The sequence below is a fragment of the Afipia sp. GW823-FHT06G09 genome, assembly GCF_058794875.1.
Genome location: NZ_JBXAHF010000004.1, coordinates 482,425 through 500,654 on the forward strand (window position 1 = coordinate 482,425; position 18,230 = coordinate 500,654).

21 protein-coding genes are annotated in these 18,230 nt (G+C 62.3%); 7 read left to right on the top strand and 14 right to left on the bottom strand.

The genetic code is table 11. The features are described 5' to 3' along the window. Positions 1-148 precede the first annotated feature (148 nt). Positions 149-1,255, top strand: a complete 1,107-nt coding sequence (locus tag AC1Q67_RS19135; protein ID WP_492236755.1) for an NHL repeat-containing protein — start codon at positions 149-151, stop codon at positions 1,253-1,255. Positions 1,256-1,300: 45 nt separating this feature from the next. Here the strand turns inward: AC1Q67_RS19135 and cnbZ are convergent, their stop codons facing one another. Beyond that, positions 1,301-2,056 carry a 2-amino-5-chloromuconate deaminase CnbZ gene (gene cnbZ, locus AC1Q67_RS19140; RefSeq protein WP_492236754.1) on the bottom strand — a complete coding sequence of 252 codons (756 nt, stop codon included), beginning with the start codon at positions 2,054-2,056 and terminating at the stop codon, positions 1,301-1,303. 110 nt (positions 2,057-2,166) lie between these two features. Here cnbZ and AC1Q67_RS19145 point away from each other — a divergent pair, with 110 nt between their 5' ends. Further along, the gene (locus tag AC1Q67_RS19145) at positions 2,167-2,556 is read left to right on the top strand and encodes a BP74-related protein (protein WP_492236753.1); all 390 of its coding nucleotides are present in this window, start codon (positions 2,167-2,169) and stop codon (positions 2,554-2,556) included. Between the two features lie 34 nt (positions 2,557-2,590). Here the strand turns inward: AC1Q67_RS19145 and alr are convergent, their stop codons facing one another. The 4 genes from alr to AC1Q67_RS19165 form a co-directional block, all read right to left on the bottom strand. After that, positions 2,591-3,766: an alanine racemase gene (gene alr, locus AC1Q67_RS19150; RefSeq protein ID WP_492236752.1), complete on the bottom strand. Its 1,176-nt coding sequence runs from the start codon at positions 3,764-3,766 to the stop codon at positions 2,591-2,593. A gap of 81 nt (positions 3,767-3,847) precedes the next feature. Then, entirely contained in the window at positions 3,848-5,347 is a 1,500-nt protein-coding gene (locus AC1Q67_RS19155) for a replicative DNA helicase (protein WP_492236751.1), read from the bottom strand. A 175-nt stretch (positions 5,348-5,522) separates the two neighbouring features. Beyond that, complete coding sequence (locus tag AC1Q67_RS19160; protein ID WP_024577520.1) at positions 5,523-6,773, bottom strand: cyclopropane fatty acid synthase; 1,251 nt, start codon at positions 6,771-6,773, stop codon at positions 5,523-5,525. A gap of 30 nt (positions 6,774-6,803) precedes the next feature. Continuing rightward, complete coding sequence (locus tag AC1Q67_RS19165; protein ID WP_492236750.1) at positions 6,804-7,268, bottom strand: hypothetical protein; 465 nt, start codon at positions 7,266-7,268, stop codon at positions 6,804-6,806. A 437-nt stretch (positions 7,269-7,705) separates the two neighbouring features. Between AC1Q67_RS19165 and AC1Q67_RS19170 the strand changes: the two genes are divergently transcribed. The 3 genes from AC1Q67_RS19170 to AC1Q67_RS19180 all read left to right on the top strand — a co-directional run bounded on the left by AC1Q67_RS19170 (position 7,706) and on the right by AC1Q67_RS19180 (position 9,707). Then, positions 7,706-8,569, top strand: a complete 864-nt coding sequence (locus tag AC1Q67_RS19170; RefSeq protein WP_492236749.1) for a hypothetical protein — start codon at positions 7,706-7,708, stop codon at positions 8,567-8,569. A gap of 98 nt (positions 8,570-8,667) precedes the next feature. Then, positions 8,668-9,252, top strand: coding sequence for a TetR/AcrR family transcriptional regulator (locus AC1Q67_RS19175; protein ID WP_492236748.1), 585 nt, complete (start codon positions 8,668-8,670; stop codon positions 9,250-9,252). After that, on the top strand, positions 9,252-9,707 hold the full coding sequence (locus tag AC1Q67_RS19180; RefSeq protein ID WP_492236747.1) for a PaaI family thioesterase: 456 nt from the start codon (positions 9,252-9,254) through the stop codon (positions 9,705-9,707). Before AC1Q67_RS19175 ends, AC1Q67_RS19180 begins: the two co-directional genes overlap by 1 nt. A 66-nt stretch (positions 9,708-9,773) precedes the next feature. Here AC1Q67_RS19180 and rplI read toward each other — a convergent pair whose 3' ends face one another. The 6 genes from rplI to AC1Q67_RS19210 form a co-directional block, all read right to left on the bottom strand. Then, the gene (rplI, locus tag AC1Q67_RS19185) at positions 9,774-10,376 is read right to left on the bottom strand and encodes a 50S ribosomal protein L9 (RefSeq protein WP_024577515.1); all 603 of its coding nucleotides are present in this window, start codon (positions 10,374-10,376) and stop codon (positions 9,774-9,776) included. 51 nt (positions 10,377-10,427) lie between these two features. Next, the gene (locus AC1Q67_RS19190; protein WP_492236746.1) at positions 10,428-11,393 is read right to left on the bottom strand and encodes a YybS family protein; all 966 of its coding nucleotides are present in this window, start codon (positions 11,391-11,393) and stop codon (positions 10,428-10,430) included. A 136-nt stretch (positions 11,394-11,529) separates the two neighbouring features. Further along, positions 11,530-11,769 (bottom strand): 30S ribosomal protein S18, encoded by a 240-nt coding sequence (rpsR, locus tag AC1Q67_RS19195; protein WP_002711478.1) that lies wholly within the window; start codon positions 11,767-11,769, stop codon positions 11,530-11,532. A gap of 5 nt (positions 11,770-11,774) precedes the next feature. Continuing rightward, on the bottom strand, positions 11,775-12,251 hold the full coding sequence (gene rpsF / locus AC1Q67_RS19200) for a 30S ribosomal protein S6 (RefSeq protein ID WP_006020268.1): 477 nt from the start codon (positions 12,249-12,251) through the stop codon (positions 11,775-11,777). A 303-nt stretch (positions 12,252-12,554) separates the two neighbouring features. Beyond that, positions 12,555-12,770 (bottom strand): hypothetical protein, encoded by a 216-nt coding sequence (locus AC1Q67_RS19205; protein ID WP_024577513.1) that lies wholly within the window; start codon positions 12,768-12,770, stop codon positions 12,555-12,557. After that, entirely contained in the window at positions 12,767-12,964 is a 198-nt protein-coding gene (locus tag AC1Q67_RS19210; protein ID WP_024577512.1) for a hypothetical protein, read from the bottom strand. Before AC1Q67_RS19210 ends, AC1Q67_RS19205 begins: the two co-directional genes overlap by 4 nt. Positions 12,965-13,169: 205 nt before the next feature. Here AC1Q67_RS19210 and fabD point away from each other — a divergent pair, with 205 nt between their 5' ends. After that, positions 13,170-14,123 (top strand): ACP S-malonyltransferase, encoded by a 954-nt coding sequence (fabD, locus tag AC1Q67_RS19215; protein WP_492236745.1) that lies wholly within the window; start codon positions 13,170-13,172, stop codon positions 14,121-14,123. Positions 14,124-14,376: 253 nt separating this feature from the next. Here the strand turns inward: fabD and AC1Q67_RS19220 are convergent, their stop codons facing one another. Next, a complete protein-coding gene (locus tag AC1Q67_RS19220; protein ID WP_492236744.1) occupies positions 14,377-15,228 on the bottom strand; it encodes a hypothetical protein in 852 nt (283 codons plus the stop codon). Between the two features lie 220 nt (positions 15,229-15,448). Between AC1Q67_RS19220 and AC1Q67_RS19225 the strand changes: the two genes are divergently transcribed. Further along, on the top strand, positions 15,449-15,961 hold the full coding sequence (locus tag AC1Q67_RS19225) for a YciE/YciF ferroxidase family protein (protein WP_024577509.1): 513 nt from the start codon (positions 15,449-15,451) through the stop codon (positions 15,959-15,961). Between the two features lie 74 nt (positions 15,962-16,035). Here the strand turns inward: AC1Q67_RS19225 and eutC are convergent, their stop codons facing one another. Continuing rightward, a complete protein-coding gene (eutC, locus tag AC1Q67_RS19230) occupies positions 16,036-16,827 on the bottom strand; it encodes an ethanolamine ammonia-lyase subunit EutC (RefSeq protein WP_492236743.1) in 792 nt (263 codons plus the stop codon). Next, positions 16,824-18,218, bottom strand: a complete 1,395-nt coding sequence (locus AC1Q67_RS19235; RefSeq protein ID WP_492236742.1) for an ethanolamine ammonia-lyase subunit EutB — start codon at positions 18,216-18,218, stop codon at positions 16,824-16,826. Before AC1Q67_RS19235 ends, eutC begins: the two co-directional genes overlap by 4 nt. Positions 18,219-18,230: the final 12 nt, after the last annotated feature.

Sequence of the window (18,230 nt, forward strand, 5' to 3'; positions counted from 1 at the left end):
AGCGCCGGGGACCGATAGCGGGTTACCTTCGGATCGGACTATCGTCTCGGGCGGCCGGCGGGAGGCGACATCTCACATGCGCCGGGACAACAAAACAACGACCACGCTTGACCGGCTACCGGCAAGACGCGGCAAAGGGAGTGACGCCATGAAATGGATTGCCGCCGTTGCCGGCCTCATCCTCGCGAGTGCGGTTCAGGCCGCCGATGCGCCGAAATTCCAGGTCGATGCGCAATGGCCGAAGCCGCTGCCCAACAACTGGATCATGGGACAGGCGGCGGGCGTTGCGGTCGATGCGCAGGATCACGTCTGGGTGTTGCAGCGGCCACGTACGCTGACCGATGACGAGAGGGCGGCGAGCTTCAATCCGCCGCGCACGAAATGCTGCGTGCCAGCGCCGCCGGTGATGGAGTTCGATCAGGCAGGCAATCTGATCACGGCGTGGGGTGGCAAGGGCGAGGGCTACGACTGGCCGACCAACGAGCATGGCATCTATATCGACGCGAAGGGCTTCGTCTGGCTCGCGGGCAACGGCGAAAACGACGGCCAGATTCTGAAGTTCACCCGCGAGGGCAAGTTCGTGATGCAGATCGGCAGGTCCGGTCTGCAGACCAATAGCAGCGACACCACGCGCCTCGGCCGTCCCGCGAACATGACGGTCGATATTGCCGCGAACGAGGTCTATGTCGCGGACGGTTACTACAACCATCGCATCATCGTGTTCGACTCCGAGACCGGCGCGTTCAAGCGGATGTGGGGCGCCTACGGCAAGCCGCCGACAGACGAACGGATGGGGGCCTACAATCCGGACGCACCGCCATCACAGCAGTTCGCCAACCCGGTCCATTGCGTGCGTATCGCGAAGGACGGACTTGTTTATGTGTGCGATCGCCAGAACGACCGCATTCAGGTGTTCAGGAAGGACGGCAGCTTCGTCAAGGAGATGTTCATCGAGAAGCAAACACTGGCCAACGGCTCGGTGTGGGATCTCGAAATCTGGAATGATCCGGCCCAGACATTTCTCATCAATGCCGACGGCGCCAACAACGAGGTCCGCACACTCAAGCGCGAGAACGGACAGATTGTCGGACGCTTCGGCCGCAACGGCCGCATGGCCGGCGACTTCCACTGGATTCACAATCTCGCGCTGGACTCCAAAGGCAACATTTACACAACCGAGGTCGACACCGGAAAACGCGCGCAGAAATTCATGCTGGTCGGCAACATGGTGCTGAAGAAACGGAGCAAGAAGTAGAGGTAGCGGTCATCGAGAGACCGACGGGGGTACGGCTTTCTTTTCTCACCGCGCGTCGATCACCAGTTCGGTCCGCACGCTTCGTACGTCCACCTCGAACTCCATGCCGATCACCGGCGGCCAGGCCGGATACCAGGCAAGACCGATCTGGCTCACCTTGTCTTCGGCAAAGACCGTGTCGAGCAACGGACGGATGTCGTGCACGGTATAAATCTGCGCGGCAGTCACATCGTCCCACTTGCATCCCAGCGCATCGACGCGCTCGCGCATGGCGTTCATGACAAAACGTGCCTTGGTCTCTAGTCCTTTGAGCGACACGTCGCGGCCGCCGACGATGCGGTCGGTGGTGACGCCGTCGCGGATTTCAGGCTTGCCCGAGATCAGGAAGTCACCCGAGGCGCTTGCTTCGGGAACGGTGTAGGTGAAGGCGAAGAACATCGCTTCGGTTGGGACCTCGGTGATCGGTGCGAGGTTGCTGCGCGCCAGCGGATTGACGTCGCCGGACTTGCAGCCCCATTGATGCAGCGTCTTCAGATATTCGCCGTTGAAAGCCTGAAATTGCTCAACGGTCATCGCGGCAGGCGAGCGCAGTTCACAGGCGGCCAGCGCCGTGACGGGGCGGCCCTCCCGCTCAAGATGCGCCTTGATGAAGGCGAAGCCATCGGCCATCGGGATCGGATGCGCAAAACGGACGCGCCGCAAGGCGTAACCGGGCATCGCGGCAACGCCGCTGGAGAACGGCCCGCCCGGGGAGACGATGAACCTGTAGTTTCCGGGTTTGAACTCCATCACGTCCGGCATTCGGCGTTCCCTTCGGGTCTTTTCTCAAATCTCATTGTTGAATCGGGGAGTCTTGAAGTGGAAGGATCATCCATGCAAGCATTGCAACATTTGAACAAGGGATTTCTGGCATGGCATTTTTCAGATGCATTCAGGAAGTTATCAATCGCGGTTTTGTGGTCGAGATTACCGACGAAGCTACAATAAAGAAGGCTCGCGCGATCCTGTCACGAAGGATCACGGAGAGTACGAGCATAAGAGGCGTGATCGTCAAAACGCCGAAACCTTACAACAGGCCATGGAGCTGGCATCTCGATCCGGCTTCGATCGAGTTTTTCGGACAGGCGATGGAAGTGTGCGAGGCTTCGATTGTGCAGGTCGAAAAGCACCTGGACGAGGTGGGCGGAGCATTTCTGCCGCACAACAACTGGTGCCCCTGGCGATCAAGCCTGGTCGAGGAAGTGGTGTTCGACAGCGGGGCTGGAATGGTTGGCCTGCCGATCGAATATGCTGACAGCTGATACTCGCAAGCCGCGGGTGACTTGAGCTGGCCCTTTACTCACCGCCCTTGTAGATGCGCGTATATCGCTTGCCGAGACTGGTCAGCACCTCGTAGCCGATGGTGCCGAAGTGGTGCGCGAGTTCATCGACCGTGATCTCGTTGTTGAGAAGCGATACCAGCGCGCCGCGCCGCGTTGCTCCGGGCGGCAGGGCAGTGATGTCGATCGCCATCAGGTCCATCGAGATGCGTCCGGCAACCGGGCAGCGCTTGCCCGCGACCATCACTTCGGCGCTGCGCATGTTATCGATGCTGCCTGCGGCACGGAAATATCCGTCGGCATAACCTGCCGTGACGATCGCCAGCCGCGTCGGCTGCCGCGCCGTCCAGGTGCCGCCGTATCCGACGTGCTCGCCTTTCTCGATGTTGCGCACCTGCGCCACGCGCACCTTGAGATCGACCACCGGCAGCATCGGCGTATCGGCTTCCGGCGTTGGATTGACGCCGTAGAGGGCCGCGCCCGGACGCACCAGATCGAAATGGAATTGGGGTCCCAGAAAAATGCCGGAGGAGTTCGACAGCGAGGCGGGAACGCCGGAGAACTGCGACGCGATTTCCCGAAATGCCGCGACCTGGCGTCCATTGGCCGGATCGTGCAGCATCTCGGCGCTGGTGAGATGGCTCATCACCAGCGAAATGCCGTGATTGCCGTTCTTGATCCGTGGCAGCAGCGCCTGCGCTTCCATGACGCGGAAGCCGAGACGGTTCATGCCGGTGTCGATGTGAATCGCTGCCTGACCTTCCCAGCCGCTGGTCTTGCGGAACGCGTCCCACTCGGCGAGTTCGGTGGCGTCGCCGATCACCGGGCGGCAATCGATCTTCGCAAACTGATCGCCGGAGCCCGGAAAAAATCCATCGAGCACGTAGATAGCGGAGGTGGGAGTGACTTCACGCGCCGCGCGCGCCTCGTCCAGTGTGGCGACGAAGAAGGTCCTGCATCCTGCCCGCGCCAGCGCGCGGGTGACCTGTGTGATGCCGCAGCCATAGGCGTCGGCTTTCACGACGGCGGCGCAGTCCGCAGGCACCGCATGGCTTTCGAGTTTGCGCCAGTTGGCGACGATGGCGTCGAGGTCGATGGTCAGAACGCCGGTCGCGCTGGCAGGCATGCGCACGTCTGCGGTATTCGCAGTCGCGCCAGATGTCGCGGTCTTGAGATCGGAAGCAGGAGGCATTGGCTCGGGCGGAGGTTCGCAGTGTGATTCAACAGTTGAACCGCACCCTAGCACACTCTTTGCGAGCGAAAGTATGTCCGATCAGCCAAATCGTTCGGGCACCTGGCCGTCATGCGCAAGGTCACCGAACCGCGTGACGTTGGCATCGAAGTGCAGGTTGATGGTGCCGGTGGGGCCGTGACGCTGTTTGCCGATGATGACTTCGGCCTTGCCGTGGACCAGCGACATGTCGAGCATCCATTTTTCATGCTCGGGCGTACCGGGGCGCGGCTCCTTGCTCTGGAGATAGTATTCCTCGCGATACACGAACAGCACCACGTCGGCGTCCTGCTCGATCGATCCCGATTCGCGCAGGTCCGCGAGCTGCGGGCGCTTGTCGTCGCGGTTTTCGACCTGACGCGACAACTGCGACAGCGCAATGATGGGGACGTTCAATTCCTTGGCCAGCGCCTTGAGGCCGGTGGTGATCTCGGTGATTTCCTGCACGCGGTTGTCGGAGCGCTTGCCCGATCCGGACAGGAGCTGGATGTAGTCGATGATCAGAAGATCGAGACCTTTCTGCCGTTTCAGCCGCCGCGCACGCGCTGTGAGCTGCGAGATCGAGATGCCGCCGCTGTCGTCGACATAGAACGGCAGGTTCTGCATCTCGATGGAGTGCTCGCGGATCTTGTCGAAATCCCGCTCGCTGATGCCGCCGCGGCGGATCGAACTTGATGAAATACCGGTACGCTCGGACAGAATACGTGTGGCGAGCTGTTCCGCAGACATTTCCAGCGAGAAGAAGCCGACAATGCCGCCGTCGACCGATTTCATCTGGCCGTCGGCCTGCACTTCGCCGCGCCAGTTGCGCGCGATGTTGAAGGCAATGTTGGTCGCGAGCGCCGTCTTGCCCATCGCGGGGCGTCCGGCGAGGATGATCAGGTCGGACGGCTGCAGACCGCCCATCTTGGTGTCCATGTCGCGCAGGCCGGAGGCGAGGCCCGACAGGTTGCCGTCGCGGCTGTAGGCGGCGGCGGCCATGTCCACGGCGGTCGTCAGCGCCCGCGAGAATTTCTGGAAGCCGCCGTCGTAGCGTCCGGACTCGGCGAGGTCGTAGAGCTTCTTTTCCGCGTCCTCGATCTGCGCGCGCGGCGCGAAATCCACTGGCGCGTCGAACGCGACATTGACCATGTCTTCGCCGACGCGAATGAGATCGCGCCGGATCGAAAGATCATAGACGGTCCGCCCGTAGTCCTGGGCGTTGATGATGGTGGTTGCCTCGGCGGCGAGGCGGGCGAGGTACTGAGCGACCGTCATGCCGCCAATGTCGGTTTCCGCCGGAACGAAGGTCTTCAGCGTGACCGGCGTCGCGATCTTGCCGGCGCGGATCAGGCTGCCTGCGGTTTCGAAAAACAGCTGATGGATCGGCTCGAAGAAATGCTTCGGCTCGAGGAAGTCGGAGACGCGGTAAAATGCGTCGTTGTTGACCAGGATGGCGCCGAGAAGTCCCTGTTCGGCCTCGATATTATGAGGCGCAACCCGGTAGGCCGGCGTGCCGGCTTCCGGCGCGAGCTTGATAATGTTCGAATCAGTAATGGCCATCGTGAGAAAGTATGCTTCCAATTCGGCGAATGCGGGGCGCGTATCAAGCACCCCTGCAGGGCAGGGTGAAAGCGCCATATGGTCTTATGCACGATTCACACAACTTGTTTCGAATGAAACTTGGATTGTCATCCGTGTGAGGCTTGACCGGTCTATATGCCTGAGCCAAACGCGTTTATTCGCCCGCCAGCCGCAACGCCGGACGCTTCGTAGCCTCCACACCGCGCAGCCGTTCTTCCTCGCGGGCGATGTAATCGCGCGTGATCGGAACCGTGTCCTGCTTCCTGGTGAGCTGGATCTGGAATACCATGCTGTTCTGTTTGCGGAACGACATCTCTGACGCTCCCAGATAGAATTCCCACATCCGGACAAAGCGTTCGTCGTATAGCTTCGCGGCTTCCTCGCGCCGGGCGAGGAAACGCTCGCGCCAGGCTTTCAGGGTTTCGGCATAGTGCAGCCGCAGGATTTCAATGTCGGCGACCAGTAGTCCCGAGCGCTCGATGGCCGGCAGCACTTCCGAGAGCGCGGGAATGTACCCGCCAGGGAAAATGTACTTTGCGACCCACGGGTTGGTAATGCCGGGTCCTTCCGGGCGGCCAATGGCATGCAGCATCATCACGCCGTCGTCGGTGAGCAGTTCCGCGCAGCGTTTGAAATAGGTGTCGTAGTAATCGACACCGACATGCTCGAACATGCCAACCGACACGATGCGGTCGAACGGGCCGGGCGTCTCGCGATAGTCCTGCAAGCGGAATTGTGCGCGGTCGGTCAGGTTGAGTTCGCCGGCGCGTGCGTTGGAGACGCCGAGCTGTTCTTCGGAGAGGGTGACGCCGGTGACGTTCGCGCCGGTCATTTCCGCGAGATAAAGGCCGAGGCCGCCCCAGCCCGAACCGATGTCGAGCAGACGATGGCCCGGTTTGACCAGCAGCTTGGCGGCGAGATGGCGCTTCTTGGCGAGCTGAGCGTCGTCGAGCGTGGACTCCGGCGTCTCGAAGTAGGCGCAACTGTATTGCATGTCGGCGTCGAGGAAGAGCCGGTACAGCCGCCCGTCGAGGTCGTAGTGACTGGCGACGTTGCGTTTCGAACGTTCGGGCGGGTTGAACTGTTGCCAGTGCCGGATCAGGTAGCGGAGCCACCAGCGGGCTCGCGACCAGCGCGGCACCAGATCCGGCTGACCGAGTACGATTTCCAGAAGATCGGTTATCGACCCAATTTCGACCACGAAGTCGCCGTCGGTGTAGATTTCGCCCAGCGCAAGTTCGGGGTCGAGCAACAGGTGACGTTCGGCTTCCTTCGTCAGAAACCTCACCGCGACCGGCTTCCCTGTGCCATCGCCGCAGGTGAAGGTCGCTCCGCTCGTCATCGCAAACGTCACTGAGCCACGCCGGATGAACTGGCCCAGGAAAAACCGCAGCAATCGATCCATCGAACGCATGTCCAACGATCCAAAGTGGTCTCACATCCAGATAAATGTTGGCAATTTTTGTTCCGGTTTCAATCGCAATTTGCCGTAGGTGGCGGCCGCGGAAGGCTGCTCTGCGTTTTTGTCCGGTGAGCGGAGGGCGGCATGCCAAAAGGGAACGGCTTTGGCGGTCTGTGACCGGCTCACGCAGTTGCGAAATGTCCAATACCGGCGACTTCTTCCTCGCTTGGCGCTGCACAGAATTCGATCAGCCGGTGTATCTCGAGATTGGATTTCTTCTTGACGATGGCTGCGAGCCACGCGTGGTTTGGATCTGCGTTTTTCCTCCGGCGGCTGCGGTGATAGACTGCCTCCCGAGTCCCGGGTCGTGCCGGGATCGTGGCCGGAGTGGTGCTCGTGATCACTTGGCGCGGCATCGTTGGCTTGATGACTGCCGGGCTTTTGTTCGGGGCCGCATCTGCGCAACATCAACACCCGCCGGAAGACGAGCAAATCCACGAGAAGTTTTATTCGACATGGATGAGGCCGGATAACCCCCACTTATCCTGCTGCAGTCAACACGACTGCTATCCGACCGAAGCCCGCGTCGAAGGCGGCGTCTGGTTTGCCAGACGTCGTGAAGACGGGAGGTGGCTTCGTGTTCCTCCTGAGAAGGTCGAGCAGAAACGAGACAATCCCGACGGACGGAGTCACCTCTGCGCGCCCAGGCCAGACCGTGCGTACAGCGCAGATGTGTTCTGCTTCACCCCCGGCAGTGGAATCTAATTCGGCTAACAGCCGGGACTGGAACGGAGTTCAGCAATATCAACAACGTTACCTTGATGGGAAATCTCGGTGCTTCCATTCGCGTCATAATCCGCTAAAGGTGACCCGAGGCTGAGGGCAGGGGGTACCGCCATCCGTCCTTGACTGGCTGATAGATCTGGAGACCTTGGATGTTGAGCCGAGCGCTCATTTTGGCGGCGGTGGCTTTCGTGTTGGGCTGTTTCGGGGCGACCCCGGCGGACGCGCAGAATCTCGAAGCCGGCAAGCCTCCGTCCCAGATTTTCTCCAGCACCTGCTCGCTCTGCCACAAGAGTTCGCGCGGATTGCTGAAAACCGTCTCGCCCGGATCGCTGCCGGGCTTCCTGCGCCAGCACTACACCACCAGCACCGATATGGCTGCGGCCATGAGCGCCTATGTGCTTTCCAACGGAGCCGCGAATGCTGCTCCGGGCGGAGGCAACCTGACCAAGCAGGGACAAGAGGCGAAGTCCGGTCCGAAACCGGCTCAGGAGCCGGGTCCGGAACATGCCGCCAAGGGCCGCAAGCCGACGCGCGAAGCCTCCCGGCCGGATGCCGACGGGTTCCAGAGTGGTCAGCCCGATCCTCAAACGCTGACGGCAAAGCAGAAGGCCGCTGCGGAACGGCGGGCCGCGCGACAGGCGGCCCGAGAGGCTGCGAAAGCGGGCAAGGACGGCTTGCCGCCCAAGAACGAAGCTCGCCATGGTGAGCAGCCCGCAGAGGCGGCCAAACCGGACGTCAAACCCGAGGCAGACAAGGCCGAGCCGCCCAAGGACTCTGACAAGACCGAGACCGCCAAGGTGGACGGAACGCGTGCCGATCCGGTACCTGCGGTCACGCCTGCGCCGAAGGAGGCTGAAAAGCCTGCCGAAGTGGCCGTGGCTCCTCCGAAACAGGATGCGCCGTCGGGTCCGCTGACTATCGACATCGGGCCTGCACCGACACCGAAACCCGTGGTTTCGGCTGGTCCGCCCCCGGTTCCGGCGGGAAACCCAGCGCCGCCAATCTCCCGCTAATCCGCTATCTGGCCGCGCAGCGGGTTGCCGCGCGATGGCTGTCGTCTTGACTGGAGTCGTGCTCTAGAGCAATACTCCAGTCGACAAGGATGGCGAGGATGGCCGGCGCACGCGACGATCTGCTGACTGCGGCTTTGGCGGTGTTCGATCAGGATGGCTTCGAGGGCGCGACCGTGGCCGCGATCCGCGAACGCGCGGGCGCGTCCAATGGCAGCTTCTTTCATTTCTTCAATTCGAAGCGCGAACTGGCGGGCACGCTGTTTCTCGAACTGCTGCGCCGTTATCACATTGCCATGCTCGATGTGATCGACCCGCCGCCTGGCGCGGCGGAAGGCATCGCGCGCCTGATCCGCACGCATCTGGATTGGGTCGTCAACAACCGCCGCGAAGCCAACTTCCTGTTCGAGATATCGCGCAGTGAGTGGGCGCAGGATGTTCGCGACGCGCGCAAGGCGCGGAATGCGACCGTTGCCGAAGGCGTCGAGGCATGGCGCGCGCCGCTGGTCGCGAGCGGCGAACTGGTGCCAATGAAGGCATCGTTGTTCTTCAGCCAGATCATCGGCCCCGCGCAATTCGTTTGCCGCGCGTGGCTCTCGGGCCGCGATCCATCCGATCCGCGCGATCATGCCGATGAGCTGATCGCATGTGCCGTTCGTGCCTTGATGGTGAGGGGAGAGCGATAATGCTTCACAGCGATACGGAGTTCACGCCGATCGCGGACCACATCCGCAGCAACGTCATGCGTCAGGGATTCATGACCCATGTTGGCGCGGAGGTAACAGATCTGACGCGAGGCACTTGCGTGCTGTCGGTGGATCGCCGGCCGGAGCTGTTGCAGCAGAACGGATTTTTCCACGGCGGCGTCACCGCATTCCTGATCGACAACGCAACCACGATTGCGGCTGCGACAGTGAAGGGGCAGGCGGCGCTGACCGCGGAATACAAGCTGAACCTGCTTGCACCGGCGTCGGGCGACCGGCTGATCTGCCGTGCGCGCGTGGTGAAGCCGGGACGGCAGGTGTCGGTCGTCGCGGCCGACGTGTTCTGCATCATCGACGGCGCGGAGAAGCACACCGCCACCGCGCTGGCATCGATTGCGATGATTGACCAGGCGATGGCGCCGAAGGTTGTCAGCTAAACAAAAAGCCCGGCCTCGATGAGGGCCGGGCTTTCCTTATTGCAGCAATTGGCTTGCGCCGGAGTCTTACTTCTCTTCGGCAGGAGCAGCCGGCTCGGCAGTGTCGTCGTGCTGCGCTTCAGGATCAAAGAACTCGCCGGCTGCGGCGATAGCTTCTGCGGCCGCGTCGCGGTCTTCCTGACGGCTGTTGACGTCTTCGCCGCGGTTGATGCGCTCGGCTTCGGCTTCGGAACGGGCCACCGTCGTCGACACATGCACTTCGACTTCAGGATGCACGGCGATGGTGATCTGGTGCTGACCGATGACCTTGATCGGCGCGTCGAGCAGAACCTGCTGGCGGTTCAGTGCAACGCCGTCCTTCTCGAGGGCAGCCATGATGTCGCGCACCGAGACCGAGCCGTAGAGCTGGCCGGTTTCCGACGCCTGACGGATGATGACGACGTTACGTCCGTCGATCTTCTTGGCGACTTCGGTGGCTTCACCCTTGGCCTTGATGTTCTTGGCCTCGAGGTCGGCCTTCATGCCGTCGTACTTCTCGCGGTTTTCCTTGGTCGCGCGCAGTGCCTTGTTGCGCTTGAGCAGGAAGTTGCGGGCGAACCCGTCCTTCACTTTGACCACGTCGCCCATCTGGCCGAGCTTGGCCACGCGTTCCAGCAGAATGACTTCCATTTGATTTCTCCGTTCGGTGTCTGAGTTGGGTTGATGAGTTCGGGTTGAATGTCAGGTTGTCGGCATGGGCGGTGGCCCGTGCCGCGTCCAGTAGGCTTGTCGAATTCCAAAAATCGCGTCGGCGAGACCGAGGCCGACCATTCCAAGCAGCGGCCACCCGATGAGCATCGTGCCGGCGTAAGCGGCTCCGAGCACGAAGGTGCGGCCAGAGAACGTTTGAGTGACTGTATGCAGCACCGCGAAGCCGGTGGCGGCATAGGCCATCAGCAATGCAGCGGTCGTGATCTGCGCCAGCATCGCCAGCAGTCCGCCGACAAAGCAGAGCAGGATGGCGACGAGCAGCGCACCGAGCACGATTCTCGGCAGCGTCGTTGTGCGCAGGTCGGGCCACGGCCGCTTCAGCCGGCCGGACATCGTGGTGATTTTCGCGGACAGCCACAGGTTGAGCGTCAGTGTCAGCATCGCGATGATGGTGGCGATACTCGGTCCGATCATGACCAGTGCGTCAACGGCGCGATCGGTCTCCCCCTGGGGGATGCTGGCGCGGTTACGCATGACGCGCATCAGGAAGCCGCGCAAGGCGGCATTGATCGTTTCTGCATCGCTGCCCAATGTCAGGAATGCGCTGATCGTGGTGATGCTGGCGAACACCGCCACCCATGCGAGGATTCGGCCGAGCGGATACCAGTCGAGCGCGGGAGCCAGGTTGGCGAGCTGCGGGTCGTTCGAGACCGGACGCGCCAGTAGGGTCAGATGTCCGAGCCACCACGCAGGCAGTGCGATGGTCAGCGCGAACGCCGCCATGTAGGGGATGCCGAAGATGGTGCCGAGGCCGAGGGCCGCGATGATGCCGCCGATCAGTGCGGTGGCCGATCCCCAGCCGAGCGCCGCGACCATCAACGGGAGCGGGGCGAGATAAAACAGGACAAGCGAAATCAGCGCGCCCGAAACAATCGACGCGAACATCGTCGCCGACGCGAGGCCGGCCGCCAGTGCAATGAGAAGTCCTGTCATCATCAGCTGTCCTGCTCCTTTCGAGCAGTTAGAGGTTTCTTGAACCCCAACCATCCACCGTGGGACGACCCCGCAGTGTTATGAGAATAAACGTCGAGAAAGTAAGCGAGCGCGCGAAAGCCGCGCGCTCGCTGTATCGTTAGCGGATCACGTAAGGCAGCAGACCGAGGAACCGCGAGCGCTTGATGGCGCGGGCGAGTTCACGCTGCTTCTTTGCCGACACGGCCGTGATGCGGCTCGGCACAATCTTGCCGCGCTCGGACACGTAACGCATCAGCAGCTTCGAATCCTTGTAGTCGATCTTCGGCGCGTTCGGGCCCGTGAACGGGCACGTCTTGCGGCGACGGAAGAACGGACGGCGTGCACCTGCTTCAGCCATTGTTCTTACTCCTCTACCGACGCAGTTGCGTCATCGTCACGCGAGCGGCGCGGACCGCGGTCACCACGGAAGCCACCGCCTTCGCGGTCGCCGCCACGGAATCCGCCGCCTTCACGGTCGCCACGGAAGCCGCCGCCACCGCGCTCGTCGCGGTCACGCTCGGCCTTGCGCATCATGGCGGAGGGACCTTCCTCCAGCTCGTCGACGCGGACGGTGAGATAACGGATGATGTCTTCGTTGATGCGTTCCTGACGCTCGATCTCGGAGACCACCGCTGCGGGGCCGTCGATGTTGAGCAGCATGAAGTGAGCCTTGCGGTTCTTGTTCATGCGATAGGTGAGGGAGCGCACGCCCCAGTTCTCGGTCTTGGTGACCTTGCCGCCGAGACCTTCGATCACGCCGGTAATCTGCGTGGTGAATTCCTCGACCTGCTGGGCGCTCGCATCCTGACGCGCGAGAAAAACATGCTCGTAAAGAGGCATGGGAGTCCTTTCCAGTGTGAGCGCGGTTCCCGGCGGCAAGCCCTTCGAGACCTTCGGAAAGGACTCGATATGCTCAGAAGGCGGAAGCACGGGACGACGGACCGACTGGCCCTGTCACATCAACATCGCCAAGGGTGGTGAGATTGGTGAGACCGTCCGTTCAGCTCCCGGCCGGGATCCACGGATGGCGCGGTTATAAGGATTCTGGGGCTGGTTGCAAGGCAAAACAGGGCTTATGGAGGCCAGAAAAGCCCCCACAGGCCCGTTTTACCGACACTTTCAGCCACCCAGGCGGCTGTCACCCTATTTTGTGTCCGCCAGCCTTGGCGCTTCCGTATGAGGGGAAATCGGGAAGGAAGGGGCGCCAACAATCGGAAAGACCTTGCCGACGTCCATCCGCTGGCTGGAATAACCCAAAGCGCCTCCGAGGATAACGGCGCCTATGGCGGCGCCCCAGAGGAACTTGTGGTAGGCGCGTTTGCCGCCAACTGTGTCATCCAAATTGCTATTCGCGATCATTTGCGCTCCGTGGTGGGACGGGATTTTGCCAGGCCGGTTGTGCCGGGCGGTGCGGTATCTGTGGCGGTCACGACCATCGGGCTGCGGTCAAATGTGGTGATCAGCGCCGCCCCAAATACGGCGGCGAGAACCAGCGCGAAGATCAAGACCGGCGCCAAGGCTAGCGTCTGTGGTTTGCGAGGGTCTTCGTCCATATTGCGCACTCCACTGGGCGCCCCAGGAACGAAACGCGCATCTCTGGAGCTGGGTTCCCGCCCAGCTCGGTCATTGGCCTGCGGGGCCGCTGGGCGAGCCGTCCGGTGGCCGACCGGATCTGGGTTTCATAGGGTTCACCGCACCACAGCTTGACACCCGTGGCCCCGGCGGTGTCTTACGGCCTGCTCACCTTTGGGGACTTTCATGACAGCAGCATTCACCTTTCCCGGTCAGGGATCGCAGGCGGTCGGCATGGGCAAGGCGCTCGCCGACGCATTTCCGGCAGCAAAGGCTGTGTTCGACGAGGTCGATGCGGCGCTCGGCGAAAAGCTGACGGCGATTATCTGGGAGGGGCCGGCGGAAACGCTGCAACTCACCGAAAACGCGCAGCCAGCGTTGATGGCCGTGTCGCTGGCGACGCTGCGCGTGCTGGAGACCGAAGCCGGGATCGACATCGCGCGCGATGCGGCGTTCGTCGCCGGTCACTCGCTCGGCGAATACTCCGCGCTGGCCGCGGCTGGCACTTTCTCGATCAGCGACACCGCGAAGCTGCTGCGCACGCGCGGCCTCGCCATGCAGAAGGCCGTGCCGGTGGGTGTCGGCGCAATGGCGGCGCTGCTCGGGCTCGATTACGACGCCGCAGTCGCGGTGGCCGAAGAGGCGGCGCAGGGACAGGTCTGTCAGGCCGCCAACGACAACGGCGGTGGACAGGTGGTCGTCTCAGGAGACAAGGCCGCCGTGGAGCGTGCGCTTGAGATCGCCAAGACCAAGGGCGCCAAGCGCGCGATGCTGTTGCCGGTGTCGGCGCCGTTCCATTGCCGCCTGATGCAGCCCGCAGCGGACGCGATGGCGCAGGCGCTTGCAGGCGTGACCATCAACAAGCCGAAGGTGCCGGTGGTATCCAACGTGCTGGCGTCGGCGATCACCGACCCGGACGAAATCCGCAAGCGGCTGGTCGAGCAGGTGACCGGCACGGTGCGCTGGCGCGAGAGCGTAGCGTGGATGGCGTCGCAGGGCGTGACGCACTTCCTCGAAATCGGCGCGGGCAAGGTGCTGTCCGGTCTGGTCAAGCGTATTGCCGATGGCGCGGTCGGTGTGTCGGTGGGCGGACCGGGCGACATCGAGGCGGCAAAAGCCGCGATCGCAGCATCGCGTTAAGCTTACCGCCGGACTTGGCCCGCGCGGGCCTCGTGGCGGCGTTCCTTCGTGGCCCGATTGTTGCTAGGTCAGCCGGGCCGCTCATTTACTCCAGTTTTTGAGCGGTGCCCCTTTTGGGCTGGGGCATTGCCGCCAGTGTCTTCTGACACTGGCGGCTTTTTTATGTGCCGAGATCAGCTTCAGCGAAGCAGGATGATCAGCAAAATCAGCGGCAGTGGAATTCCAAGTAGCCAGAGCAGAATTGGCATGAGCTTTACTCCCTCGTGAATGGGGCGGTGCCCCAGTTGCGATCGCGAAATGCCCCGGCTTCAGCCGCAGCGATGCTTGCCGCGAAGGCACCAACCAGCAGAGACGCAGCCATCCAGAACGCCAACTGCGCCGCGGCCTTGCGGGCCTTGTCGAGATCGGACTTCGCCTGTGTCACGACGTCGTTGACGCGCTTCTCGGCGTCGGCCTGGCTCAGCGAGGTGCGGCGGGCGACCACCTGAGCCACATAGGTGCGATCGGCGGGCTTCAAGTCGCGTTCTGTGCCGAAGCTGGACGTCAGCAGCCGGGTCAACTCGTCGCGGATGTCATTGGCGTCGCCAGCCGGAACGGTTGCGGCTGCCGGGTCGGGGCGGAGAAGCTGGTCAACATAACCGCTCATCGGGCCGGAGGATTGCGCGGCTGCGGTGCCCGCGCCCTGCGAGAGGCCGCCCGCTGTGCTGCCGATGATGGAAGTCGCTGCTGAAGCCAGCAACAGGGCGCCCACGACGGATGCCAATGCCCACGCGAGAAAGCCCTGCGCGGTGTCGCGGAAGTAGGTCTCGTTGCTGTGAATGCCGTACCACGGCGTTCGCAGGCGACCGGCGATATGGCCGCCTATCGCGGACGAGATCATTGCCACGACGACGAGATAAAGCCCGGTTCCAATCTTGAATGTCGTGGCAGAGACACCCGAGTCGCTCCACGGCGATACCACGGTGAATCCCATCCCGGTTCCGAACCACAAAAGCACGAGGGTCAATGCCAAGGCGGCGAGGGCTCCCGCCGCAATCGCCGCCCACGACACGCCAGACGTAGGCAGTTCGGTAACCGATGTTCTCAGATCAATCGTCTTTTCCATGATAGGCGCTCCCAGCAATCCCTCCGATCGAGGTGCACATCAATCACAGAGAGCAGAGAGAGTTCCGGAAATATTTGAGGGCACGAATGATCTCGAAGAGAGATTTGAGTAAGCGTCTCATTGCTCCAATTTGTCTCAACGGCTTCTGCACAACTGTCTAACGCCATTTGGAACGATCCAATCATTGCTGCGTTCTCGGCTGACAACAAAGGAGTGTGCCATGGGCATTTTCACGAAAGACATTAAGACGTTTGACGATCTCCTGCTTCACGGCCTGCAGGACATCTTCTACGCTGAGCAACAGATCACGAAGGCGCTGCCGAAGATGATCGACAAGGCCACCAACGGCGATCTCAAAGCCGGGTTGAAAAGCCATCTCGAAGAAACCAACAACCAGATCGAGCGTTTGAAGAAGGTATTTGCGAAGCTCGGTCAGGACCCGAAAGGGACCACGTGCCCGGCGATCGACGGCATCATCAAGGAAGCCGACGAAACCGCGGGCGAGATTGAGGACAAGGCAGTACTGGATGCCGCCATTGTCGCGAACTGCCAGGCCGTCGAGCACTATGAAATCGCCCGTTACGGTACGCTCATCGCATGGGCGGAGTCACTCGGCCATGAGGAGATCGTGCGCTTCCTCACCACAAATCTGAATGAGGAAAAGGCGGCGAACACCAAGCTCAACACCGTCGCGCTTCGCAAGGGCGTGAATACCAAGGCAACGGCTGCGTAAGCGGCCATACAATCGAAAAGCCGTGCTCCGATTTTGAGAGCGCGGCTTTTTGATTCAGTTTCTGCGAAAATCCGTCAAGCGATCGGACCGGGCAGGCGAGCGGTGTTGCCGCCCGTGACCAGCGCCAGGTCGCTCTCGTCCTTCAGGTCAACGCCGGTCAGGCCGCGGTTCAAGGCCTCGCGCACCAGCCACGAAAGCTTGAACGCGGCGGCGGCGTAGCTCAGCCCCTCGGGGCGTACGTTGGAAATGCAGTTGCGTCCGGCATCGTTACGGCCACGGAACGGCGCGTGCGTGATGTAGATCCCGAGACTGTCCGGCGAACTCAGGCCCGGCCGTTCGCCGATCAGCATGATCGACAACTTCGCCTGCAACAGTTCCGCGATCTCGTCGGCCAGCGCGACCCGCGCCTGCGTGGCGATTACCACTGGCGCCTGTTTCAGTTCGTTCGCGAGAAGCGGCTTCAGTGCTGCGAGCAGCGGCGCGGCATGGCGGTCGATCGCGAGCGACGACAATCCGTCACCGATCACGATGCAGACGTCGCTGCGCACGAGAGGCACCGTGCGCAGTTTTGCAATCTCGTCGGGATCGATCACGCGGCCCAGATCAGGCCGCCGCAAATAGGTGGTGCGATCCGGCGCGCGGCTATGGGTATGGGCCACGGTCCAGCCCTGATCGTGCAGCGCCGCTTCGAGTTTCGTCACATCGAGGGCGGCATGGATCGCATCGCGTGCCATCGCATGGGCCCAGCCGAAGCGCAGCACCTCGTCGGTCGGCATGCCCGCACCGGCGCGCCCGAGCGCCAGCCGCGCCGGCGTCACGCTGCGCCATTCGGCCCATGGAGACTCGGTCACGTTCTTGTCCGTCATGCGACCAGCGACTTGAGATTGCCCATGCCGCCGAGCAGCGCGTTGGGGGAGGGCGGGCGCAATCGTCCGTCGGCATCAGTGATCTGCATGCGCTGCAACCATGCCTCGAATTCCGGCGCGCGCTTGAGATTCATGGTCTCGCGCAGGAACAGCGCATCGTGAAACGAGGTGCTCTGGTAGTTCAGCATCACGTCATCCGCGCCGGGGATGCCCATGATGAAGCTGATGCCCGCGCTGCCCAGCAGCACCAGCAGCGTGTCCATGTCGTCCTGATCGGCTTCGGCGTGATTGGTGTAGCAGATGTCGCAGCCGAGCGGCAGGCCGAGCAGCTTGCCGCAGAAATGATCCTCGAGCCCGGCGCGGATGATCTGCTTGCCGTCGTAGAGATATTCGGGGCCGATGAAGCCGACCACGGTATTCACCAGCAGCGGCTTGTAACGCCGCGCCAGCGCATAGGCGCGCGCTTCGCAGGTCTGCTGGTCGACGCCGAAATTTGCGTCGGCTGATAGTGCGCTGCCCTGGCCGGTCTCGAAGTACATCACGTCATCGCCGATGCTGCCGCGCCTCAGCGACAGCGCCGCGTCCTGCGCTTCATCGAGAATTTCCGGCGTCACTCCGAACGAGAGGTTGGTCTTTTCGGTGCCGCCGATCGACTGGAACACCAGATCCACCGACGCGCCGCTCTCCGCAAGCCGGATCGTGTTGGTGACATGGGTCAGCACGCAGCTTTGCGTTGGAATCTCGAAACGCTGGATCACCTCGTCGAGCATGTGCAACAGATCGCCAAGCACCGGCATGCTGTCGGAAGCAGGGTTCAGTCCGATCACCGCGTCGCCCGACCCCATCAACAACCCATCGAGCGTGGACGCGGCCACGCCGCGCAGATCGTCGGTGGGGTGATTGGGCTGAAGGCGCACCGACAAATGTCCTTCCAGCCCGATGGTGTCGCGGAAGCGGGTGATGACACGGCACTTGCGCGCCACCGCAATCAGGTCCTGATTGCGCATGATCTTGGACACCGCGGCGACCATTTCCGGCGTGAGCCCGCGCGCGAGTGCCGCAAGCGCCTCGGTCGTCGCCTGCTCGGATAAAAGCCAGTTGCGGAAATCGCCGACGGTCATGTGCGAGACCGGCGCGAACGCCTTCGCATCATGGCTATCGATGATGAGGCGCGTGATGTTGTCCTCTTCGTAGGGGATCAACGCCTCGGTCAGAAACTGCTTGAGGGGTACCTCCGCCAGCACATGACGGGCCGCCATCCGTTCCTGTGCGGTGGCGGCGCCGATGCCTGCGAGATAATCGCCGGAGCGGGCAGGCGATGCGAACGCCATCACCTGCTTCAGGTCATCGAAGGCGAACAGTTGCTGATCGATGGCGGTACGATAGCGCAACGGTTTTTCACC